Genomic DNA, 20,811 nt, shown 5'->3' with positions numbered 1-20,811 from the left:
GTTCATGGGTGAAAAAACCTCTGCAACCGATCCTCTGCCCCCCGGCCTCTATATCGTTGCCGGCCCGATCGGCAACCTCGCGGACCTCAGCCCGCGCGCCGCCGACTGGCTGCGCCGCGCCGACATCATTGCCTGCGAAGATACCCGTGTCTCCGCAACGCTGCTGCGCGCCGCCGGTTCCGACCGCCCCATGACCCCCTATCACGATCACAGCGACGAGAGAGCCCGCGCCCGCCTTCTCGCCCGCATGGCCGACAGGGCCGTGGTACTGCTCAGCGACGCGGGCACACCTCTCATCAGTGATCCCGGCTACCGCCTGGTCCGCGGCGCGCACGAAGCCGGCATCACCGTCACCACAGCGCCCGGTCCCTGCGCCGCCATCGCTGCGCTCAGCATCGCCGGCCTTCCATCCGACCGCTTCCTGTTCGCCGGTTTCCTTCCTGCCAAGCGCGCGGCGCGAACGACCGAACTGCGCACCCTCGCCACCATGCCGGCTACCCTCCTCTTCTACGAAAGCGGCCCCCGCCTTGCCGCCATGCTCCTCGACGCCGCCGCCACATTGGGTGCGCGCGACGCGGCCGTCGCCCGCGAACTCACCAAGCGCCACGAGGAGCTGCGACGCGGTACCCTTGGCGACCTTGCCACGCATTATGCCGACGCCCCGGAACCGAAAGGCGAAATCGTCGTGCTCATCGGGCCGCCATCCGCCGCCCAATCCGCCACCGCCGCCGACCTCGATACCGCGCTCCTCGCCGCGCTCGCCACTATGCCGGCCGGCAGGGCCGCGGCCAGTGTCTCCGCCGCCCTCGGCCTGCCGCGCGCCACCGTCTATGCCCGCGCGCTCGAATTGAAGGCGGGATGAGGCGTGCCGCGCGCCTGTCCGACCGCCGCGGCCGCCGCGCCGAAACCATCGCTGTTCTCTGGCTCCGCCTGTTTGGCTGGAACATCCTCGAACGCCGGCTGCGCACGCCCGGAATCGAGATCGACATCATCGCCCGCCGTGGCGATGTCATCGCCTTTGTCGAGGTGAAATACCGCCCCACCATTGCCCAGGCGCTCACCGCCATCACGCCCGATGCCCTGCGCCGGCTTCGCCTCGCCGTCGGCCAGGTCGGCCCGCGCTATGCCGTCCGCAGCAACCGTCCTGCGACAATCCGGCTCGACCTTCTGGCGCTCGCCCCCTTTTCCTTTCCCCGCCATGTCGCCAATATCGGGATGTTGTGATGGAGCGCGCGATGGATGCAATTGCCGCCCTGGGTCTGGTCGACGACGAGGCCATCCGCCTCGACGAGGCCGGCCTTCTGCTGTCCGCCGCCGACACGCCTGACGCCGACCTGCCCTTTGCGCGCGAAATCGTCGATGCCATGGCCCGCCGCCTGCTGACCCGCGATTCGCCCTGGGCCAGCGCCGCCGACCGCGCCGCGATGCTGGCCCAGGTGGTGGCCGTGGAGGACGGGTTCCGCGGCGACGCCACGCGCTATGATGCCCCGGAAAATGCCGACTGGCTGTCGATGCTGGCCCGCCGGCGCGGCCTGCCGGTCATCCTGTCGATGCTCTATGTCGCGCTTGCCCGTCGCGTGGGCTGGGCGGCGGCTGCCCTCAACGTTCCCGGTCATGTGCTGGTACGCATCGGCCGCGAACCCGGCTCGGTGCTGATCGACCCGTTCGAAGGCGGCGCCCTGCTCGGCGAGGGCGCGCTCGCCGCCATCGTCGCCCGCAGCCTCGGGCGCCACGTCAAACCCCGTCCCGACCATGTCGCGCCGATGACCAACCGCGCCACGCTCATCCGCCTGCTTTCCAACCCCGCCGCCCGTGCCCGCAAGGCCGGCGATGTCGAGCGCGCGCTTGTCCTCACGCGCCGCATGACCGCCATCGCCCCGATGGTCAGCACGCTCTGGTGGGACCGCGCCCGGCTGGAACAGCTGAGCGGCGACAGCGCCGCCGCCCGCGAAAGCCTCGCCGCGATGCGCGAGACCACCCATGATCCAGCGGTCGAAGCGCGCATCAAGGCGGCCGTTGCCGCGCTCGCGCGCTGAAACGTCGCCGCCTTGGCGCGCTGAACCTTGTCCCCTTCTCCGCAAACCGCTATATGACCAACAACCTGGTCAGGAGCGCACCCGTGAACGCCATCAACCTCGCCGAAGCCAAGGCCGCTCTCAGCGCGCTGGTCAAACGCGCCGCTGCCGGCGAAACCATCACGATCCTGAAACGCGGCAAACCGGTCGCGACGCTGGCCCCCGCGACGCGCACCTATGAACCCCTCGATCTCGAAGAACTGCGCCGCTTCACCGATAGCCTGCCGCCACACAAGCCCGGTGATATCGATGTCGTGCGTGCCATGCGCGACGATGCACGGTATTGAAAGCCTATCTCGACACATCGGTCGTGGTCAGCCTGCTGACCGACGAGATAGCAACTGCGCAAGTCTATGAATGGTTCCGGCTGCACCGCGATGCCCAGCACTGCATCAGCGAATGGGCCGTCACGGAGTTTGCCGCGGCGATTTCGATGAAGGCGCGCATCGGGCAGATCCAGGCAGTGCAGCGTGCCTCGGTCATGGCGCGGTTCGCGCAACTGACCGCGAAAAACCTGCCGCTGATTCCGGTCGAGGCCGATGATTTTCGCAGCGCGGCGCAACTCTGCGCGCATCCGACGGTCAATCTTCGCGCCGCTGACGCCTTGCACCTCGCCATCTGTCGGCGTATCGGCGCCACGCTGGTGACGCTGGATCAGCCCTTCGCCGCCGCCGCGCTGGAGACCGGCACCCTCACCCTCGTCCCCTGACCTTGCCCTCATCGCCCGCCACCGCCATAGCGCCAGTCATGCCCTTGTCCCTCGCCGTCGCGGTCCAGATGGATCCCATCGAAACCATCAATGTCGCCGGCGATTCCACCTTCGCGCTGATGCTGTCGGCGCAGGCACGTGGCCACCGGCTCTGGCACTATGGCCCCAACCAGCTGCACTGGGTCGAAGGCCGCGTTGTCGCCGATGCCCGGCCGCTGCGTGTCATGCGCCCCACGCCGGGCGCTCCGGGCGCGCATTTCGAATGGCTTGGCGAACGCGCTCCCCTCGACCTTGCTACCGGCATTGATACCGTGCTGATGCGGCAGGATCCGCCCTTCGACATGGCCTATATCACCGCCACCCATCTGCTCGAACGCGCCCAGGCCGCCGGCGTGCAGGTGGTGAACGATCCCGCCAGCGTCCGCAACGCGCCGGAAAAGCTGTTCGTGCTGGAATACGCCGACCTGATGCCGCCCACCCTCGTCACCCGGTCGCTGGCGGAGGCGCAGGCCTTCCGCGCCCGCCACGGCGCCATCGTGGTAAAGCCGCTCTACGGCAACGCCGGCAGCGCGGTCTTCCATGTACCCGAATCGGACAGCAACCTGCCCGCGCTGACCGAACTGTTCGGCCAGATCTGGCGCGAACCCTTCATGGTGCAGGCTTTCCTGTCCGGTGTTGCCGAAGGCGACAAGCGCATCGTGCTGATCGATGGCGAACCCGCCGGCGCCATCAACCGCCTGCCCAAAAGCGGCGAAATCCGCTCCAACCTCGCCGCCGGCGGCTCCGCCCACGCCGCCGAACTCACCGCGCGGGAGGTGGAAATCTGCGCCCGCCTCGGCCCCGCGCTGAAGCAACGCGGTCTGGTCTTCGTCGGCATCGACGTGATCGCCGGGCACCTCACCGAAATCAACGTCACCAGCCCCACCGGCATCGTCGCCATCGACCGCTTCAATGGCACCGACACGCCCGCGCGCTTCTGGGACGCGGTGGAGGCGCGCCGCGCATGACCGACTGGATCGGCACCATCATCGACAATTTCGGCTATGTCGGCATCGGCCTGCTGATGTTCGTGGAAACGGTGTTCCCGCCGATCCCGTCCGAAGTCATCATGCCGCTCGCCGGCATCTACGCCGCGCAAAGCGGCCACAGCCTGACCGGTGTGATCATCGCCGGCGCCATCGGCAGCATGATCGGCAACATCTTCTGGTATCTGCTCGCCGCCTGGCTCGGCCTCACGCGCTTCGAACGCTTCGCCATCCGTTTCGGCCGCATCCTGACGCTCGATCATGAAGAGATCGTCCGCGGCCAGAAGCTGTTCGAACGCTATGGCGGGGCGATTGTCGGCGTCGGCCGCGTGCTGCCGACGGTGCGCTCGCTCATCTCCATCCCCGCCGGCCTGGTCGCGATGGACTGGCGCCGTTTCCTCTTCTACTCCTCGCTCGGCACCTTCGTCTGGACCACGGGCCTCGCGGTTGCCGGCTATCTGCTGGGCAAAAGATTTGCGGAGATCGACAAGGTCATCGGGCCGCTCTCCACCGCCATCATCGTCATCCTGTTCGGCATCTACCTCTACCGGGTCATCACCTGGAAAAAAACGAAGTCCGCGCCATGAAGGTGCGCAATCCGCACAGCGGCCTTCATGACCATTGCATCGCCCCCCTCGATGCCGCCGCCATCGCCGCGCACGCCGCCGCGCTGCGCGCTGCCCAACCCGCCTGGGCCGGCCGGTCGCCCGATGACCGCGCGGCCGACCTGATGGTCCTCGCCGACGCGCTCGAAGCCTCGCCAGACCTCCTCGCCGCGCTTACCGCAGATACCGGCCGCCACAGTGTCGCCCGCCTGGAAATCAGCGCCACCGCCGCCGCGCTGCGACGCTGGGCCGCCACCGCTCCCGCCCTGATCGCCGCCGCCCACCGGCCCTCGTCGCCGGCCGCCATGCCGGGCATCACCTTCTCGACCGCGCCGGTCCCCTATGCCCTTGTCGGTGTCATCAGCCCGTGGAACTTCCCGCTGCTGCTGGCGCTGACCGATGCCATCCCCGCGCTCGCCGCCGGCTGCGCCGCCCTCGTCAAGCCGTCGGAGGTCACGCCCCGCTTCATCGCCCCCCTGATGGCCTGTGTTGCCACCATCCCCGCGCTCGCCCCCGTTCTGGCCGTGGTGGAGGGCGACGGCGCCACCGGCGCCGCCCTCGTCAACACCGTCGACTTCATCGCCTTCACCGGCAGCGTCGCCACGGGGCGAAAGGTTGCCGAGGCCGCTGCCCGCGCCTTCGTTCCCGCCAGCCTCGAACTCGGCGGCAAGGATCCGATGATCATCCTCGCCAGTGCCGATCCCCACCAGGCCGCCGCCATTGCGCTCTCCGCCAGCTGCCGCGCCACCGGCCAGGCCTGCCAGTCGATCGAGCGCATCTACGTCGCGCGCGCCATCGCCGAACCTTTCCTCGCCGAACTCACCCGCCTCGCCGACGCCGTCCCGCTCAACACCGCCTCACCCGCCTCTGCCGGCCTCGGTCCCTTCATCTTCGAAAAACAGGCGCATCAGGTGCAGGCGCAGGTTGACGACGCGCTCGCCAAAGGCGCCACCCTCCTCGCCGGTGGCCGCGTCGAAAACCACGGTGGCCTCTGGCTTCGTCCCACCATCCTCACCAACGCCACGTCGGCGATGGCCGTGATGACCGAGGAGACCTTCGGCCCCGTTATGCCCGTCACGTCGGTTGACACCCCCGGCGACGCCATCGCCCTTGCCAACAGCGGCGATTTCGGCCTCTCCGCCGCTGTCCTCGCCGGCACACTCGATGAGGCTGCCGCCGTCGCCCGGTATCTCCACGCCGGCGCCGTCAGCCTCAACGACGGCGCGCTGACCAGCCTGCTCTCGGACGCCGAGAAGAGCAGCTTCAAGCTTTCCGGCATGGGACCACCGCGCTCCGGCGCGGCCGGCCTCACCCGCTTCTTCCGCACCCGCGCGATCTACGCCCAGGCCGGCACCGCGTTGCCGCTCGACGCCTTCCTATGACCACGGCGGGCAAGCTCACCCTCGCCATGCTGGCGCTCACCGCCGCCGCCGCTGTCTGGCTGTTCCGGCCCGCTTCCCCGATCACGCAGGAGGATGCAGACCGCATCGCCGAACGCGCGCTCATCAGCTACATCAGCAGCGCAGGCGAACGCCGCGGCCATTTTGCCGAAGCGCAATCGGTCGACTACGCCGACGGCTGGGATTACAGCTGGACCTACAAAATCTGCCCGGACGAAGGCGAGCTGCGCGTCTTCGTCACCCTGAAAGGCCGCGCCAGCATCACCGCCACGCCCGATTGCAACCCGGTCCGCGGCTTCCGCGTCAGGCCGGCGCCGGTGTAGCGGCATCCAGCGCCAGCTGCGCCTCCAGCCAGGCAGCGTCCACCGGCAACCGCTTCGCGATCGGCGTTCCCGCCGCCACCAGCCGCCAGAAGGGCGCCACCGTATCGCGCGCCGCCCCTTCCGCCATGGCCTTCAACGCCCCTTCCGCCACCTGCCGCACGAAAATGGCGGTCGAAACCGGGCAACTCGCGTCGGCGCGATGGCGCCGTGCCAGCTCGTGGCGCATCCGCTCGACACTGCGCGTTTCGCCGGCGGGAATGGCCCGCACATAGTCGGCGACGATCTCCGGCGTCGCCACGAACAGGATGCACCCTGCCGCGATGCCGCCGAACGGCTTTTCCAGCACCACGCGTTTCGGCTCCCGGACCTTTCCCTTCGGCATGACGACTCGGCTCCTTCCGACACGAAGACCCTGCCATGCTGCGGGAATGCCGCCAATAATCCCGCTTTTTCTCATGTAGAAACAGCAGCCTGCGTCAGGCCCGCCGTTCCCCCGACAAGGGTCGCCGCGTCACCGGGTAGCCGATGCCATCGGGAATGATCAGCATCATTTCGCCTGCCACCTCGGCTACCCGAGGCTGCACATCGGCCATCGGCGTCGCATCATTCCACAGCGCCTCCAGCGAACTGAACTGCCCCAGCCGCTCGACATTGCAGCGTGTCGGGAACAGCAATTGCCCGCGTCCCGCCAGATGGTCCGCCAGCGCACCATCCGCCGTCACCCAGCGCGCCGCCGTTGTCTCGTCGCCATCCTCCAGCGCCTCCTCACCATCGGGCAGCCGCGCCAGGTAGAAATGCGTGTCGAACCGCCGGTGCAGCCCCGGCGGTGGAACCCAGCGCGCGAACGGCCGAAACACGTCGGCCGACAAGCTGTGCCCGAACCCTGCCAGCACCTGCCCGAATGTCCGCTCGTGCCGCACCAGCGCGGTCCGTGCCGACGCCCGCGCCGCCACCGAAACCGTCGGTCCGGCCGACAACAGGATGCCGGCCTCCTCGAACGCCTCCCGCGCGGCCGCGATCCGTGCCGCGGCGTCTACCCCGTCCAGCCCGTCGAACCCCGCGTAAACCACCCCTTCCGCCCGGTCGCCGGCATCCACCTTTCCCCCAGGAAAGGCCATCGCACCGCCGGCAAAGCCCATCGTACTCGCGCGCTGGATCATCAGGAATTCGGGCGGCGCTACGTCCCGCAGGATGATCACGGTGGCGGCGGGCGTGGCGATTTCATCGGACATGCCGCCACCTTAGGCGCTCGCTCCGGCAAAGCCAGCTTGCACGAACGCCAGGGCGATGGCACGCCATCAGCCATGTCCGAACCCGCTCCCGCCTCCGTCTTGCCATGGGATGGCAAGAGCGCCCCGGCACTGCTCGCGCTCGAAGCGCTCGATCTGAACCTGTTCCGCAACCGCTACAACCAGCGCAACGCCAACAATGCCCTGTTCGGCGGCCAGGTGCTCGCCCAAGCCCTCACCGCCGCCACGCACACGGTCGAGGACCGCGGCGTCCACTCGCTGCACGGCTATTTCCTGCGCGCCGGCAAGGCTGACAGTCCGGTGATCTACCAGGTCGACCGTACCCGTGATGGCGGCCGCTTCTCCACCCGCCGCGTTACCGCCGTGCAGCAGGGCCAGCCGATCTTCCACATGGAGTGCGGGTTCCACGCCGCCGAGGAGGGGTTCGACCATGCCACGCCCATCGCGCCCGGCATCCCCGGCCCGGAGATGCTCGACGACCTGCCGACCCTCGCCACCAAATGGGCCGACCGGTTGCCGGATTGGCTGATCCGCCGCTGGAGCGCCCCCGAGCGCCCGATCGAGGTGAAGCCGGTCGATCCCACGCAGTTCCTGCAAAAGCCGGAGGCCGCGCCGCGCCGCACGCTGTGGATTCGTCTTCCCAGCGCCGCCACCGCCAACGATGGCCCCGACCAGGCCTGCCTGCTCGCCTATCTTTCCGATTATTGGCTCGCCGGCACTGCCGCCATGCCGCACACGCTGCCGATGCCCAGCCCCAGCCTGTTCATGGCCAGCCTGGATCATGCCATGTGGTTTCACCGCCCGGCCCGCGCCGACGACTGGCTGCTGTTCGATTGTGACAGTCCCAGCGCCCAGTCAGGGCGCGGCCTCGCCCGTGGCAGCATCCACGACCGCCACGGCCGCCTGATCGCCAGCACCGCGCAAGAGGCCCTGCTGCGCCCGATCCGCGCTTGAACCGATGCGCACCACCATATTCCTCCTCGCCCTGATGCTGCCCGCCGCGGCGCCCGCGACGCCCCTCGAACAGGCTGTGGCGGAGGCCATGGCCGCCACCGGCGCGAAGGGCCTGGCCATCGCCGTCATCGATCGCGGCCGCGTCACACATGTCAGCGCGCACGGCCTGCGCAACGCCGCCGGGCAGCCGCTGACACGCGACACGGTGATGTATGCCGCCTCGCTGACCAAGACCCTGTTTGCTGCCACTGTCCTGCAATTGGCAGCCGAGGGTCGGCTGACCCTGGACGCCCCGATCGCCAGCCTGCTGCCGAAACCGCTGCCCGATTATGCCGGCCCCGAGATCGAGCGGCGCTATGCCCGCTGGTCGGACCTTGCCGGCGATGACCGTTGGCGGCTGCTCACGCCGCGCATCCTGCTCACCCATGCCTCGGGCTTTTCCAATTTCGGTTTCCTCGAACCGGATGGAAAGCTGCGCTTTCACTTCACCCCCGGCAGCCGTTACGCCTATTCCGGCGATGGCATCATCCTGCTGCAATTCGTGCTGGAGGCCGGCCTCGGCCTCGACGTCGGCACCGAAATGCAGCGTCGCCTGTTCGCCCCCGCCGGCGCCGGGCGCACCGCGATGATGTGGCGCGCGGATTTCGCCGACAACCTCGCCGACGGCTGGAAGGCGGACGGCCAGCCGGAACCGCATGACGAGCGCAGCAAGGTACGTGCCGCCGGCTCGCTGGACAGCAGCATCGCCGACCTTGCCGCCATCACCGCGCGCCTCGTCCGGCGACAGGGTGCCGCACTGTTCGAACCCCAGCGCCCGATTACCAGCCGCAGCCAGTTTCCCTCGCTGCAACCCGAAGCCCCGGTCGGGGAACGCTGGCCTGGCCTTGCCGCCGGCCTCGGCGTTGTCACCTTCACCGGCCCGCAGGGCCGCGGCTTCTTCAAGGGCGGCCACAATGATTCCACCGGCAACATGCTGGTCTGCCTCGAACGGCGCCTGCGCTGCGTGCTGATCCTGTCGAACGACGTCCGCGCCGAACCCGCCTTCCCCCGCCTGACCCGCGCGGCGCTCGGCGAAACCGGCCTGCGCTGGGCCTGGGAATATGGCACCATGGCGTTGCTGCCCTGAACAACCACGGCAACCGGCCACTGCCCAAAACGCGCGGCTTGCCCCTCCCCGAATCGTCGCTAAGGTCGCGCCGACCAGTATGAGGGAGCCAGTCCATGCAGTTCGACTATAGCGCACGCACAAAGGAAATGATCGAACGCGTCCGCGCCTTCATGGACGAGCACATCTACCCTAACGAGGAACGCTATGCGCAGGAGGTAATGACCGGCGAGCGCTGGAAGGTGATCGAGGTGATCGAGGAGCTGAAACCCCTCGCCCGCGCCGCCGGCCTGTGGAACATGTTCGTACCGCCCGTCCATGCCGGCGCGCCGGCCATCCACGAGTTCCACTTCGACGGCACACCCTTGACCAACATGGAATATGCCCCCCTTGCCGAGGAGATGGGCAAGGTCGGCTGGGCCAGCGAAGTGTTCAACTGCTCCGCGCCCGACACCGGCAACATGGAGGTGCTGGCGCGCTATGGCACTCAGGCGCAGCAGGACCGCTGGCTGGCGCCGCTGTCGGCCGGCGAAATCCGCAGCGCCTTCCTGATGACCGAGCCGGCGGTGGCGTCGTCCGATGCGACCAACATCGAAACCAGCATCACCCGTGACGGCGACCATTATGTCATCAACGGCAGGAAATGGTGGTCCTCGGGCGTCGGCGATCCGCGCTGCAAGGTCAACATCGTCATGGGGAAAACCGATCCCGGCGCGCCCAAGCACCTTCAGCAGTCGCAGATCCTCGTGCCCATGGACACGCCCGGCATGACCAAGGTGCGGCCGCTGCACGTGTTCGGCTATGACGACGCGCCGCACGGCCATTTCGAGGTGGTGATGGAGAATGTCCGCGTGCCGGTGGAGAATATCATCCTGGGCGAAGGCCGTGGCTTCGAGATTGCGCAGGGCCGCCTCGGGCCGGGCCGCATCCACCATTGCATGCGCAGCATCGGCGCCAGCGAACGCGCGCTGGAGAAGATGTGCAAGCGGCTGAAATCCCGCGTCGCCTTCGGCCGGCCGATCTCCGACCAGGGCGTCTGGCACGAACGCATCGCCAATGCCCGCATCGAGATCGAACAGGCCCGCCTGCTCTGCCTGAAGGCGGCCTACATGATGGACACGGTCGGCAACAAGGAAGCCAAGACCATCATCGCGATGATCAAGGTTGTGGCACCCAATGTCAGCACAAAGATCATCGACATGGCAATCCAGGCGCACGGTGGCGGCGGTGTCTGCCAGGATTACGGCCTCGCCTCCGGCTATGCCGGCCAGCGCACCCTTCGCCTGGCGGACGGCCCGGACGAGGTGCACCGCCAAGCCATCGCGAAGGATGAACTGCGACGCTACAATTAGGGCGTTGTCGCCGCGATTGCAGCTTTACATGGGGGACGCAACAGCGAGATCATGCCCATCGACGGCATCTCAAGTGAGATCATGCGGCATGTTTCTGGCATCGGGGCATATCTGGTGCCTTCCGGCAGATCACGACAAGCCACGAGACGCACCCAATGTCGTTCGTCCGCCAAACAAGGCCGTTTGTCGAAAGAACCTTTCTGAAATGTAATTTAATCGACACGTCTGTCATGTCGGTGAAGCGACCGGGCGTGTCAGTATGACGTTCGGACCCTTGGAGGGCAGCTCTGGCCGGCGCTGTGTTGTTGTGTTGCGTAAGGGTCATTCATGCTCAGAACCGAACTCCGCCCGGACTCCGTCTGCCGTCTGTTTGTTGCCGTCAGCCTCGTCGCCCTTGGCGCCGCCTCCGCTTCCGCCCAAAGCATCGACCCCACCCCGACCGCGCCCGCAACGCAGCCGGCTGCCCCGGTCCCGAACGCGACCGAAAACATTGCCGTGGAAGACCCTGCCGACACCATCGTCGTCACCGGCAGCCGTATCGCGCGCCCCAATACCGACACCCCGGTGCCGATCGTCGCCATCAACGCGCAGCAGCTCACCGAAACGGGGAAGGTCTCGATCGGCGACGTGCTGAACGACCTGCCCTCGCTGCGCAGCACCTACAGCCAGGCCAACTCCACCCGCTTTCTCGGCACCGCCGGCCTCAACCTGCTCGATCTGCGCGGCCTCGGCACGCAGCGCACGCTCGTCCTGCTGGACGGCCGTCGCCATGTCGCCTCGGACATCCTCAACAATGCCGTCTCGCCGGACATCAACATCTTTCCCACCGACCTCATTGAGCGGGTCGAGATCATCACCGGCGGCAGTTCGGCGGTCTACGGCTCCGACGCCATCGCCGGCGTCGTCAACTTCATCCTGAAACGCAATTTCGAAGGCGTCGAGCTGCGCGGCCTGGGCGGCATCAGCGGTTATGGCGATGCCGGCACCTATCGCATCAGCGGCACCGCCGGCACCAACTTCGCCGATGGCCGCGGCAATGTCGCGGTCAATCTGGAATATACACGGCAGCAGGATTATTTCGGCAGCGAACGCCCCAACCTGCGCCAGAATGATGGTTTCCTCACCGTCGATACCGATCCGGCCGGCACGCCGAACGGCTCCGATGGCAACCCCGACCGCACCTTTTTCCAGGACATCCGCTCGGCCACCCTCGGGAACACGGGCCTCGTCCGTTTCAACACCGGCACGTGCGGAACCGATCCCGAAGGCACCCCCTACAACTGCGTTTTCCGTTTCAACCCGGATGGCACGCTGGCGCCGCAAACCGGCCAGCGTGTCGGCATCGGTCCGAACGGCAGTTTCATCGGGGGCAATGGCGACAATTTCCGCAATGGTGACGAGCTGCAACTCGCGCCCACGCTTGACCGCTTCAACGCGACCGTGATCGGCCGCTTCGAGGTGAGCGAGGCCTTCGAACCCTTTGTCGAGGCCAAATATTCGCGCACCCGCTCGGTCGGCACCGGCAACAGCGGCCCGGCCTTCATCACCGGCACCGCACTGGGTGACAGCCGCGAACGTCCCCGGCTCGACAACCCCTATCTCGGCGCCCAGGCACGCGACCTGATCACCCAGCAGCTCACCTTGCAGAACGGCACCGCGCCTGCGCCCACCGCCCGGTTCTCGCTGCGGCAAAACCTCCTCGGCCTGGGTGCCCGAACGGAAGAAGCGACGCGCGAGACCTGGCGAGGCGTCATCGGCGCGCGCGGCACCTTCAACGATGACTGGCGCTACGAGGCCAGCATCAACTATGGCGAGTTCAAGGAACGCACCAAAATCCTCGGCAACCTCAACATCCAGCGCTTCCTGCTGGCGGCCGATGCCGCGCGCGATCCCGCCAGCGGCAACATCGTCTGCCGTTCGCGCTTCGACCCTGACGCCGCCATTCCCTATGTCGACAATGACGCTATCCTGGCGAACGACATCGCCGCCTGCGTCCCCATCAACCTGTTCGGCGGCGGCAACATCAGCCCCGAGGCGCGCAACTATGTCCTGACCGATACCACTGCTGTCGGCAAGATCAGCCAGTTCGTCGCCAGCGCCTTCCTGGCCGGCGACAGCAGCGACTGGTTCGAACTTCCCGGCGGGCCGGTCGGCTTCGTCATCGGCGGGGAACATCGGCGCGAAACCGCGCGCTACCAGCAGGACGAGCTCGTCGAGCAGGGCTATACCTTCTACAACATCATTCCCACCTTTTCGCCACCCTCCTTCCAGGTGACGGAGGGCTATGCCGAAATCCGGCTGCCGATCCTTGCCGACCGGCCCTTCTTCCACAACCTCACGGTCACCGGCGCCGGGCGCATCGCCAGGTACAAGGGCTCGACCGGCACCGTCTATGCCTATAATGGCGGGATCGAGTGGGCGCCGGTGCGCGACCTGCGCTTCCGTGCGAACTATGCCCGCGCCGTCCGTGCCCCGAACCTCGTCGAACTCTTCACGCCGCCGGGGCAGAATTTCGCGACGGTCGTCGATCCCTGCTCCGCGGGCCAGATCGGCACCGGCACCGCCACGCGAGAGGCAAACTGCCGCGCCGCCGGCGTGCCCCAGGGCTTCAACTTCATCTATTCCTCGTCGCTGGAAATCGTCTCCGGCGGCAATCCCGACCTGAAGGCCGAAACCTCCGACAGCTGGACCATCGGCGGTGTGCTCCAGCCCCGCTTCGCTCCCGGCTTCACGCTGACCGTCGACTATTATGATGTCACGGTGAACAAGGTGATCACCTCCCCGTCGGCGCAGAACATCCTCAACGCCTGCTATGATGGGCCGGACCTCACCAACCAGTTCTGCTCGCTGTTCCAGCGCTCCGGCGCTGGCGGCGGCCCGAATGGCGAGGAGCCGTTCCAGATCGTCGAAGGCAGCCTGCAACAGATCCAGCTCAACTATGCCAAGCTGAAAGTGCGCGGCATCGATGTCGAGGCCGCCTACCGTCATGAGTTTCAGAGCGGGGTCCAGCTCGGCACGCGCGTCCTCTACACCCGCGCCATCCAGAATGATCAGTTCCTCGACCCGGCGAACCCCAATTTCGCCGATCAGCTGCTGCTCGAACTGGGGGATCCGCGCGACAGCTTCAACTGGAACGTCGACCTGAAGGCCGGGCCCTTCAGCCTCGCTTACCAGATGCGCTACATCGGCAAGATGATCGTCACGCAGGGCACGCTTGGCACCTATGAGGACTTCTTCGGCAAGCAGGGCCGCCCGCCGCAGAATGCCGACTTCGCCGACCGCACCTTCTACAGCCCGGTCACCTACCACAATGTCCGCGCCGGCGTGGACGTCAACGACAAGTTCAACTTCTACATCGGCGTCGACAATATCGGCAACCGCAAGCCTCCGCTCGGCCTGACCGGCATCGGCGGCGGCAGCGCCATCTACGACAACCGCGGCCGCTTCTTCTACGCCGGCGCGGTCGCGAAGTTCTGACCCCGCACCCCTCCCCTCAGGGGAGGGGCAAGGCCGCTACAGCCAGCCCTTCTTCTTGAACCAGAGGTAGGGCAGGACGGCGGAGAGGATCATCATCAGGATGGCCATCGGATAGCCGAGCTGGAGTTTCAGTTCGGGCATATGCTCGAAGTTCATGCCATAGATGCTAGCGACCAGCGTCGGCGGCAGGAACACCACGGCGGCGACCGAAAAGATCTTGATGATGGCGTTCTGCTCGATGCTGATGCGGCCGAGCGCCGCGTCGAGCAGGAAGGCGATGTTGTTGGTGAGGTAGCTGCTGTTCTCCAGCAGCGAGCTGACGTCCCGCACCAGCGATTTCAGGCCCTCCCGGCTGCGCTTGTCCAGCTTCGCGCGGCTGCCGTTGGCGGCGGCTTCGGTTTCCTGCGGCAGGTTCAGGAAACTGATCATGCGGGCGAATGTCAGCAGCGAATCATGCACCTTGTTGACGACGAACTGGATGGCGCCGATCTGGCTGAGGATGTCGCGCAGATTGTCCGATGACAGGCGCTTGGTCTTCGGCGTATCGCGCCCGAACACCTGACGGCTGGTACGGTCGACGTCGGCGGACATGCGCTCCAGGATGTCGGCAAGACGGTCGACGATCATGTCGAGCAGCTTGATGAGGACGGCGAGCGAACTGTCGGGCAGCGGCACGCGCTCGCAATGCAGGATCATCTGCCGGAAACTGTGCGGATCGGAAAAGCGCAGCGTCACGAGCAGGCGCGGCGTCAGGATGAAGGCGATGGGGACGGCGGTGGGATCGTCGCTGTCGAGACCGACGACCTGCGTCGCGGTCATGAAGCTGGCGTCGCCTTCGCGATAGACGCGGCTGGAGGCCTCGATCTCCTCCATGTCCGCACGGGTGGGCAGGTCGAGCGCAAGCGCCTTTTCCACCCATTCCTTCTCGTGCGGCAGCGGGTCGGCGACGTCCACCCACACCGTGCCTTCCGGCAGCACGCCATCTTCGGGGAAGGGACGCGCTCCTTCGGCGCCGGCGACGTAGCAGCGGATCATGCGGGCTGGGTAGCGCGGCGTCAGGCTTCCCGCAATCGCGGCATCAGCTCGACGAAATTGCAGGGGCGGTGGCGGCTGTCGAGCTGGTGGACGAGGATGCCATCCCAGCCGTCCCTCACCGCGCCGGTCGAGCCGGGGAGCGCGAACAGATAGGTGCCACGCGCGGTGCCGGCGGTGGCGCGGGATTGGATGGTGGAGGTGGCGATGGTCTGGAAGCTGAGCCAGCGGAACAGCTCACCGAAGCCGGGGATGGTCTTTTCGCAAACGGCGCCGAACGCCTCGGGCATGCAATCGCGTCCGGTAACACCGGTGCCCCCGGTGGTGATGACGCAGTCCACGCTCGGGTCATCAACCCAGTGGTTCAGCATGTCGATGATGGTGGCAAGGTCGTCCCTCAGCAGCCGACGGTCGGCAAGGACATGACCGGCCGCCGTAAGGCGCTCAACCAGCGTGTCCCCGCTGCGATCCTCGGCCAGCGTCCGGCTGTCGCTGACGGTGAGGACGGCGATGCGGACGGGGAGAAAGGGGCGCGAGAGGTCGAGCGGCATCAGGCGGCAGTTGCGGTGAGTTTGATGCCGGCCGATTTCAGCATGGCAATGAGCGTGGAGAGCCGAGGATTGCCGTCCTTGCGGGTCGCCTTGTAGATAGCTTCGCGGCTGAGGCCGGTTTCGCGCGCCATCGCGCTCACACCCTGCGCCCTGGCGATCAGCGCGAGCGCGCCGGCGACAATATCCGGATCGTTGGTGGCCAGCGCATCGGACAGCAGGGATGCCTGCTCTTCGGGTCGACCGACGAGGCAGGCTGAGGCGTCGTAAGGCAGCAGGTCCAGGGGCATCAATCCAACTCCTCAATCATCGCCAATGCGGCCGCGATATCACGCTGCTGGCTGGATTTGTCGCCGCCGCAGAGCAGGACGACCAGCTTCTGTCCGCGCCGCACCAGGTAGACACGGTAGCCGGGGCCATAGTCCACACGGGCCTCGATCAGTTTGCGGCCCACGCGTTTGACGTCACCGAAATGCCCGACAGCGATGCGTGCGAGCCGAAGCTCGATCCGGTCCCGTGCACGCGCATCGCGCAAATCCCGTAACCAGTCAGCAAAGATGCGCGTCTGCTTGACATCAATCACTTGTCAACTATAGTTGGCAAGTGATTGATGTCAAGGGGTGGCGGATGCGACGGTGGTGGTTAGCGACAACGCGTTGACCACCACCGGCGGCGTGGCGACGGCGGCGGGGCCCGGTCGGCCGGGGAAGGTCGGCCACAGGTTGGCGGCGATGGCGTCCAGGCTCGGCGCCTTGCCGGTGGCGCGGATCGAGTAGAGCCAGTAGTTGCGGAACACAACCTCGACATAGTGGCGCGTCTCGCGGAACGGGATGCTCTCGATGAACAGCAGCACGTCGCCATTGTCGCGCACGCCACCCTGATTCCATTTGCCGACATTGCCATGCCCGGCGTTGTAGGCGGCGATCGCCTTGGGCAGCAGGCCCTGTGTCTGGGGCGTGTCGCGCAACAGTTCCAGGAAGCGCTGGCCATATTCGACGTTGAAGGACGGGTCGGTCAGCATGGTCTCGTCATGCTGCATCTCGGCGGCGCGCGCCATGTCCCGCGCGGTGCCGGGCATCAGTTGCAGCGCGCCGCGGGCACCGGTGCGGCTGGTCGCCGACATGATGAAGCCCGATTCCTGAAGCGCATGGGCGAACACCAGGTTGCGGTCCACGCGCCAGCCGCCGAAGGGCCGCCAGTCCGGCGCGGGGAGCCGGGCGCTGAGCGGCGCCATCTGCCCCGGCGGCGGGTTCTGCGCCAGCCAATATTGGGTGGCGGGCAGGTCGAGGCGGGCGGCAAGGCGCAGCAGCGGCTCATAGGTGGCGGGCGGACTGATCATCGCGAGCTGGCGCAGCTCGCGGTCGGCAAGGCCGAGCTGGCCGATCTCCACCAGCGCGGCGGCGCGCCGCGCGCCGGGCAGGTCGGAAAGATGGTTCCAGTCGGCATTGATGAAATCGGGTTCGCGCCAATCCAGCCGCGGTTCGATGCCCAGCGCGCGGGTGGCGAGCAGGCCGTAGAAGCCGGTGGTGTCGCGCGCGGCGATGGCAAGGCGGGCGGCGGACTGGTCGGGGCGACCGCAGCGCAAATGGCTGCGGGCGGCCCAATAGGCGGCGGCGGACGCCATGTCGGCGGAGGCGAACTGACGGCCGATGGCGTCGAAGCGGCGTGCAGAGCCCTCGCAATCATTCTGGCGGAAGGCGGCGAGGCCGGCGACCCAGTTGCCCATGACGGCCCAATCGCCGGTGCCGGCGGCGGCGCGGTCGCCCAGGCGCATGGCGGCGGCATCATCGCCGTCGAGGTAGCGGTCCCAGGCGGCACGCTGTGCCCATTCGGCGGCGACACCGCTGCTGAGCGTGCCGGCATGCGCTTCGAGCGCGGTTTCGAGCTCGGCGATGCGGTCGGCCGCCAGCAGCGCGCGCGCGCTGGCGGCGAAGGTGGCGTCGCCCGGCAGGTCGCCCCTGGCACTGCGCGGGCCAAGCGAGGGCGTCAGCCGGACCGGCACGAGCTGTCGGCGGCTGGCGAGCGCCGGCAGCTCGGCGGCACCGGCACGACGGGCAAGCGCGGCAATGGCGGACGCCTGCGGCGCGGCGGGGTTGGCGTTCAACCAGTCGATGAGGGCGGTCTGGCCGGCACCCGCGCCCAGGCCCAGCAGGATCTGCGCCTGCGCCGCGGCATGCAGCGGACCTTGCGGCATGGCAGCCAGCGCCGCGCGGGCCGCGCTGAAACGGCCGGCATCGATATCAAGGAAGAGGCGGCGATACTGGAAGCGCTGCGCCGGCGTCAGCTGGGCCGGCACCTTCCGCTCGGCGGCGCGCAGCGGCAGGCCGGGCACGCCCGTGACGCTGTCGTCCACGCCAAGACGGGTGGCACTTTCCGCGGCGCTGAGCAGCATGGCGCGCGGCGCCGCGTCGGCGGCGGTGGCCAGCAGAAGGGAGAGAAGGAGCGCGCGGATCATGCGGCGATCCTGGCGCCCAGCGCGCGCAGGTCGGCCCAGGCCTCGCGCTTGGCAAGCGGGTTGCGCAGCAGATAGCCGGGGTTGAAGCTGGCCAGCGCCGCGACACGGTGCCCCTCGATGTCCAGGTCGCGCCATTGGCCGCGCAGGCTGCTGATCGGGCCGCGTTCGCCGAACAGCGCGCCGCTGGGGGACTGGCCAAGCAGCAGCAGCACACGCGGCGCGGCAAGGCGGATGTGGGCGCGCGTCAGCGGCAGGTCGCGGGCGATATCCTCCGGCCCCGGCGCGGTCGGGATGCTGCGCCGCGGGCAGAGCAGGGCGATGTAGGCGCCACCACGATCCAGCCCGATGGCGGCCAGCATGCGGTCCAGCAGTTCGCCGGCAGGGCCGCTGAAGGGGCGCCCCGTGCGCAGGTCCTCGGCGCTGGGGCCATCCCCCAGCACCATCACGCCGGCGGCGGGGTTGCCATCGGCGAAGGGGATGGTGCCGACGGCAGCGGTCAGGTCGGCAAGGGTGGTGAAGCGGTCCCACGCCTTGGACGATGCCAGCGCTGGCGGTGGCGGCGCGGGTTCGGCGCACGGTTGCGGCGAGGCTTTGACGACCGGCGCCAGCCAGCGGCGGGGCAGTGGATCGACAAGCATGTCCACCCCGCTTTCCAGCCAGAAAGCGAGCGCGGCGCGGTCGTTCGCGTGTGAAGAGACCCCTCCCGACATTGGCGCTGTCATGAAAGCGGGGTGGCGGGGGGTCAAGGCGTGCGACCATGCGCATCTGGTCAAGCGAGGTTCTGCTGCGATAAGACGCAGCAGACGAGGATTTGATTGGGACGATCATGAGCGAACGCGAAGCAATGCCCTATGACCTGGTGATCGTGGGCGGCGGGCCGGCGGGCCTGTCGGCGGCGATCCGGGCGAAGCAGGCGGCGGCGGAAAAGGGCCTGGAGCTGTCGGTGTGCGTGCTGGAGAAGGGCGCCGAGATCGGCGCGCACATCCTGTCCGGCGCGGTCATCGATCCGAAGGCGCTGGACGAGCTGCTGCCGGACTGGCGGACGATGGATTGCCCGCTGGCTGAGGTGCCGGTGATCGACAACCAGCACTGGATCCTGAGCGAGAAGGGCAAGTGGGATTTCCCGCACCTGCTGACGCCCGGCTTCATGCACAACAAGGGCACCTATACCGGGTCTCTCGGCAACCTCTGCCGCTGGCTGGCCGGGCAGGCCGAGGCGCTGGGGGTGGAGATTTTCCCGGGCTTCGCGGCGGCCGAAGTGCTCTATCACGACGACGGCCGGGTGAAAGGCGTGGCGACCGGCGACATGGGCATCGCCAGGGACGGCAGCCGCAAGCCGAGCTACCAGCCAGGGCTGGAACTGCATGCCAAATACACGCTGTTCGCCGAGGGCGCGCGCGGCAGCTGCTCGAAGCAGCTGATCGAGCGATTCAAGCTCCGCGAGGGCAAGGAGCCGCAGGTCTATGGCATCGGCATCAAGGAATTGTGGGATGTGCCGGCGGAAAACCATGTCCCCGGCCGGGTGATCCACACGCAGGGCTGGCCGCTCTCCGATGCGAACGGCGGCGGCTGGATCTATCACCAGGCCAACAACCAGATCTCCATCGGGTTCGTGGTCTGGCTGAACTATCGCAACCCCTATCTCAGCCCGTTCGACGAGATGCAGCGCTACAAGACCCATCCCAAGGTGGCGAAGATCCTGAAGGGCGGCCGGCGCGTCAGCTATGGCGCGCGGGCGATTTCCGACGGCGGCTGGCAATCGGTGCCGAAACTGGCCTTTCCCGGCGGCGCGCTGGTGGGGTGCAGCGCCGGCTTCGTCAACGTGCCGCGGATCAAGGGCACGCACACCGCGATGAAGAGCGGCATGATGGCGGCGGACGCGGTGGTCGATGCGGTCGCCGGCCAGCGGCAGGGCGATGAACTGGCGGCCTATCAGGCGGCCTATGACAACAGCTGGGTGGAGAAGGAGCTGCGCATGGTGCGCAACACGCTGCCGCTCGTCGAGAAGCTGGGCAATGTGGCGGGCACGATGGCCGCGGGCGTGACGATGTGGCTGGAGAGCTTCGGCATCCGCATGCCCTTCACCCTGGGCCACCACAAGGACAATGAAAGCCTGCTGCGCAAGGAACATGCCCACCCCATTGCCTATCCCAAGCCCGACGGCGTGCTGACCTTCGACAAATTGTCGAGCGTGTTCCTGAGCAACACCAACCATGAGGAGGACCAGCCGGTTCACCTGGTGCTGAAGGACCCGAGCGTGCCGGTGCGCATCAACCTGCCGCTCTATGACGAGCCGGCGCAGCGATACTGTCCGGCGGGCGTGTATGAAATCGTCCAGGAAGCCGATGGCCCGCGGATGCAGATCAACGCGCAGAACTGCGTGCACTGCAAGACCTGCGACATCAAGGACCCGACGCAGAACATCAACTGGGTAACGCCCGAAGGCGGCGGCGGGCCGGGCTATCCGAACATGTAGGGGCGGCCCGCGCCGCCCGGGCCCC

General features: G+C 67.6%; 22 protein-coding genes. 14 read left to right on the top strand and 8 right to left on the bottom strand.

The features are described from left to right. The first annotated feature begins 4 nt into the window (after positions 1-4). The 9 genes from rsmI to H3309_RS13895 are packed head-to-tail and all read left to right on the top strand — an operon-like array spanning position 5 to position 6,137. On the top strand, positions 5-862 hold the full coding sequence (gene rsmI / locus H3309_RS13935) for a 16S rRNA (cytidine(1402)-2'-O)-methyltransferase (RefSeq protein ID WP_182295321.1): 858 nt from the start codon (positions 5-7) through the stop codon (positions 860-862). Continuing rightward, positions 859-1,224, top strand: a complete 366-nt coding sequence (locus H3309_RS13930) for a YraN family protein (protein ID WP_182295319.1) — start codon at positions 859-861, stop codon at positions 1,222-1,224. Before rsmI ends, H3309_RS13930 begins: the two co-directional genes overlap by 4 nt. Before the next feature lie 11 nt (positions 1,225-1,235). After that, positions 1,236-2,036 (top strand): SirB1 family protein, encoded by an 801-nt coding sequence (locus H3309_RS13925; RefSeq protein ID WP_182295317.1) that lies wholly within the window; start codon positions 1,236-1,238, stop codon positions 2,034-2,036. A 53-nt stretch (positions 2,037-2,089) separates the two neighbouring features. After that, positions 2,090-2,362, top strand: a complete 273-nt coding sequence (locus H3309_RS13920; protein ID WP_243453737.1) for a type II toxin-antitoxin system Phd/YefM family antitoxin — start codon at positions 2,090-2,092, stop codon at positions 2,360-2,362. Then, complete coding sequence (locus tag H3309_RS13915; protein WP_182295315.1) at positions 2,359-2,784, top strand: type II toxin-antitoxin system VapC family toxin; 426 nt, start codon at positions 2,359-2,361, stop codon at positions 2,782-2,784. Before H3309_RS13920 ends, H3309_RS13915 begins: the two co-directional genes overlap by 4 nt. A 44-nt stretch (positions 2,785-2,828) precedes the next feature. Continuing rightward, the gene (gene gshB / locus H3309_RS13910; protein WP_182298779.1) at positions 2,829-3,791 is read left to right on the top strand and encodes a glutathione synthase; all 963 of its coding nucleotides are present in this window, start codon (positions 2,829-2,831) and stop codon (positions 3,789-3,791) included. After that, positions 3,788-4,396, top strand: a complete 609-nt coding sequence (locus H3309_RS13905) for a DedA family protein (RefSeq protein ID WP_182295314.1) — start codon at positions 3,788-3,790, stop codon at positions 4,394-4,396. The genes gshB and H3309_RS13905 overlap by 4 nt, the downstream gene beginning before the upstream one ends. Next, positions 4,393-5,796 carry an aldehyde dehydrogenase family protein gene (locus H3309_RS13900; protein ID WP_182295312.1) on the top strand — a complete coding sequence of 468 codons (1,404 nt, stop codon included), beginning with the start codon at positions 4,393-4,395 and terminating at the stop codon, positions 5,794-5,796. Before H3309_RS13905 ends, H3309_RS13900 begins: the two co-directional genes overlap by 4 nt. Next, positions 5,793-6,137 (top strand): hypothetical protein, encoded by a 345-nt coding sequence (locus tag H3309_RS13895; protein WP_182295310.1) that lies wholly within the window; start codon positions 5,793-5,795, stop codon positions 6,135-6,137. Before H3309_RS13900 ends, H3309_RS13895 begins: the two co-directional genes overlap by 4 nt. Here H3309_RS13895 and H3309_RS13890 read toward each other — a convergent pair. Both H3309_RS13890 and H3309_RS13885 read right to left on the bottom strand, forming a co-directional pair. Next, a complete protein-coding gene (locus tag H3309_RS13890) occupies positions 6,118-6,519 on the bottom strand; it encodes a hypothetical protein (protein ID WP_182295308.1) in 402 nt (133 codons plus the stop codon). The two genes, H3309_RS13895 and H3309_RS13890, sit on opposite strands and share 20 nt — an antisense overlap. A 94-nt stretch (positions 6,520-6,613) precedes the next feature. After that, the gene (locus H3309_RS13885; RefSeq protein ID WP_182295306.1) at positions 6,614-7,369 is read right to left on the bottom strand and encodes an NUDIX hydrolase; all 756 of its coding nucleotides are present in this window, start codon (positions 7,367-7,369) and stop codon (positions 6,614-6,616) included. Positions 7,370-7,441: 72 nt separating this feature from the next. Here H3309_RS13885 and H3309_RS13880 point away from each other — a divergent pair, with 72 nt between their 5' ends. The 4 genes from H3309_RS13880 to H3309_RS13865 all read left to right on the top strand — a co-directional run bounded on the left by H3309_RS13880 (position 7,442) and on the right by H3309_RS13865 (position 14,275). Further along, complete coding sequence (locus tag H3309_RS13880) at positions 7,442-8,341, top strand: acyl-CoA thioesterase (RefSeq protein ID WP_182295304.1); 900 nt, start codon at positions 7,442-7,444, stop codon at positions 8,339-8,341. Positions 8,342-8,345: 4 nt separating this feature from the next. Beyond that, positions 8,346-9,467: a serine hydrolase domain-containing protein gene (locus tag H3309_RS13875; protein WP_182295302.1), complete on the top strand. Its 1,122-nt coding sequence runs from the start codon at positions 8,346-8,348 to the stop codon at positions 9,465-9,467. A gap of 95 nt (positions 9,468-9,562) precedes the next feature. Further along, the gene (locus tag H3309_RS13870; protein WP_182295300.1) at positions 9,563-10,798 is read left to right on the top strand and encodes an acyl-CoA dehydrogenase family protein; all 1,236 of its coding nucleotides are present in this window, start codon (positions 9,563-9,565) and stop codon (positions 10,796-10,798) included. A gap of 327 nt (positions 10,799-11,125) precedes the next feature. Further along, complete coding sequence (locus H3309_RS13865; RefSeq protein ID WP_182295298.1) at positions 11,126-14,275, top strand: TonB-dependent receptor domain-containing protein; 3,150 nt, start codon at positions 11,126-11,128, stop codon at positions 14,273-14,275. A 36-nt stretch (positions 14,276-14,311) separates the two neighbouring features. On the opposite strand, the gene H3309_RS13860 is transcribed toward H3309_RS13865, so the two are convergent. From H3309_RS13860 to H3309_RS13835, 6 genes are read right to left on the bottom strand one after another with little or no spacing between them, the layout of a single operon-like run. Beyond that, the gene (locus H3309_RS13860) at positions 14,312-15,310 is read right to left on the bottom strand and encodes a magnesium transporter CorA family protein (RefSeq protein WP_182295296.1); all 999 of its coding nucleotides are present in this window, start codon (positions 15,308-15,310) and stop codon (positions 14,312-14,314) included. A gap of 20 nt (positions 15,311-15,330) precedes the next feature. Continuing rightward, positions 15,331-15,858 carry a molybdenum cofactor biosynthesis protein B gene (moaB, locus tag H3309_RS13855; protein ID WP_182295294.1) on the bottom strand — a complete coding sequence of 176 codons (528 nt, stop codon included), beginning with the start codon at positions 15,856-15,858 and terminating at the stop codon, positions 15,331-15,333. After that, entirely contained in the window at positions 15,858-16,145 is a 288-nt protein-coding gene (locus H3309_RS13850) for an addiction module antidote protein (protein WP_182295292.1), read from the bottom strand. The genes moaB and H3309_RS13850 overlap by 1 nt, the downstream gene beginning before the upstream one ends. After that, entirely contained in the window at positions 16,145-16,438 is a 294-nt protein-coding gene (locus H3309_RS13845) for a type II toxin-antitoxin system RelE/ParE family toxin (RefSeq protein ID WP_182295290.1), read from the bottom strand. Before H3309_RS13845 ends, H3309_RS13850 begins: the two co-directional genes overlap by 1 nt. Positions 16,439-16,468: 30 nt before the next feature. Beyond that, positions 16,469-18,310 (bottom strand): lytic transglycosylase domain-containing protein, encoded by a 1,842-nt coding sequence (locus H3309_RS13840; protein WP_182295288.1) that lies wholly within the window; start codon positions 18,308-18,310, stop codon positions 16,469-16,471. Then, positions 18,307-19,020 carry a uracil-DNA glycosylase gene (locus H3309_RS13835; RefSeq protein WP_182295286.1) on the bottom strand — a complete coding sequence of 238 codons (714 nt, stop codon included), beginning with the start codon at positions 19,018-19,020 and terminating at the stop codon, positions 18,307-18,309. Before H3309_RS13835 ends, H3309_RS13840 begins: the two co-directional genes overlap by 4 nt. 116 nt (positions 19,021-19,136) lie before the next feature. Here H3309_RS13835 and H3309_RS13830 point away from each other — a divergent pair, with 116 nt between their 5' ends. Further along, positions 19,137-20,786 (top strand): electron transfer flavoprotein-ubiquinone oxidoreductase, encoded by a 1,650-nt coding sequence (locus H3309_RS13830; RefSeq protein WP_182295284.1) that lies wholly within the window; start codon positions 19,137-19,139, stop codon positions 20,784-20,786. The last annotated feature ends 25 nt before the right edge of the window (positions 20,787-20,811 follow it).

This window comes from Sandaracinobacteroides saxicola (assembly GCF_014117445.1).
Classification (GTDB): domain Bacteria; phylum Pseudomonadota; class Alphaproteobacteria; order Sphingomonadales; family Sphingomonadaceae; genus Sandaracinobacteroides_A; species Sandaracinobacteroides_A saxicola.
The sequence above is the reverse complement of the archived record's forward strand: the minus strand, read 5'-3'. Positions and strand labels throughout refer to the sequence as shown.

Coding starts and splice junctions, on each gene's coding strand:
- H3309_RS13925 (WP_182295317.1), top strand. CDS start 1,236: ATGGATGCAATTGCCGCCCTGGGTCTGGTCGACGACGAGGCCATCCGC.
- H3309_RS13870 (WP_182295300.1), top strand. CDS start 9,563: ATGCAGTTCGACTATAGCGCACGCACAAAGGAAATGATCGAACGCGTC.
- H3309_RS13830 (WP_182295284.1), top strand. CDS start 19,137: ATGAGCGAACGCGAAGCAATGCCCTATGACCTGGTGATCGTGGGCGGC.
- H3309_RS13875 (WP_182295302.1), top strand. CDS start 8,346: ATGCGCACCACCATATTCCTCCTCGCCCTGATGCTGCCCGCCGCGGCG.
- H3309_RS13920 (WP_243453737.1), top strand. CDS start 2,090: ATGACCAACAACCTGGTCAGGAGCGCACCCGTGAACGCCATCAACCTC.
- H3309_RS13885 (WP_182295306.1), bottom strand. CDS start 7,369: ATGTCCGATGAAATCGCCACGCCCGCCGCCACCGTGATCATCCTGCGG.
- H3309_RS13850 (WP_182295292.1), bottom strand. CDS start 16,145: ATGCCCCTGGACCTGCTGCCTTACGACGCCTCAGCCTGCCTCGTCGGT.
- H3309_RS13860 (WP_182295296.1), bottom strand. CDS start 15,310: ATGATCCGCTGCTACGTCGCCGGCGCCGAAGGAGCGCGTCCCTTCCCC.
- H3309_RS13890 (WP_182295308.1), bottom strand. CDS start 6,519: ATGCCGAAGGGAAAGGTCCGGGAGCCGAAACGCGTGGTGCTGGAAAAG.
- rsmI (WP_182295321.1), top strand. CDS start 5: ATGGGTGAAAAAACCTCTGCAACCGATCCTCTGCCCCCCGGCCTCTAT.
- moaB (WP_182295294.1), bottom strand. CDS start 15,858: ATGCCGCTCGACCTCTCGCGCCCCTTTCTCCCCGTCCGCATCGCCGTC.
- H3309_RS13840 (WP_182295288.1), bottom strand. CDS start 18,310: ATGATCCGCGCGCTCCTTCTCTCCCTTCTGCTGGCCACCGCCGCCGAC.
- H3309_RS13930 (WP_182295319.1), top strand. CDS start 859: ATGAGGCGTGCCGCGCGCCTGTCCGACCGCCGCGGCCGCCGCGCCGAA.
- H3309_RS13895 (WP_182295310.1), top strand. CDS start 5,793: ATGACCACGGCGGGCAAGCTCACCCTCGCCATGCTGGCGCTCACCGCC.
- H3309_RS13835 (WP_182295286.1), bottom strand. CDS start 19,020: ATGTCGGGAGGGGTCTCTTCACACGCGAACGACCGCGCCGCGCTCGCT.
- H3309_RS13880 (WP_182295304.1), top strand. CDS start 7,442: ATGTCCGAACCCGCTCCCGCCTCCGTCTTGCCATGGGATGGCAAGAGC.
- H3309_RS13905 (WP_182295314.1), top strand. CDS start 3,788: ATGACCGACTGGATCGGCACCATCATCGACAATTTCGGCTATGTCGGC.
- H3309_RS13865 (WP_182295298.1), top strand. CDS start 11,126: ATGCTCAGAACCGAACTCCGCCCGGACTCCGTCTGCCGTCTGTTTGTT.
- H3309_RS13900 (WP_182295312.1), top strand. CDS start 4,393: ATGAAGGTGCGCAATCCGCACAGCGGCCTTCATGACCATTGCATCGCC.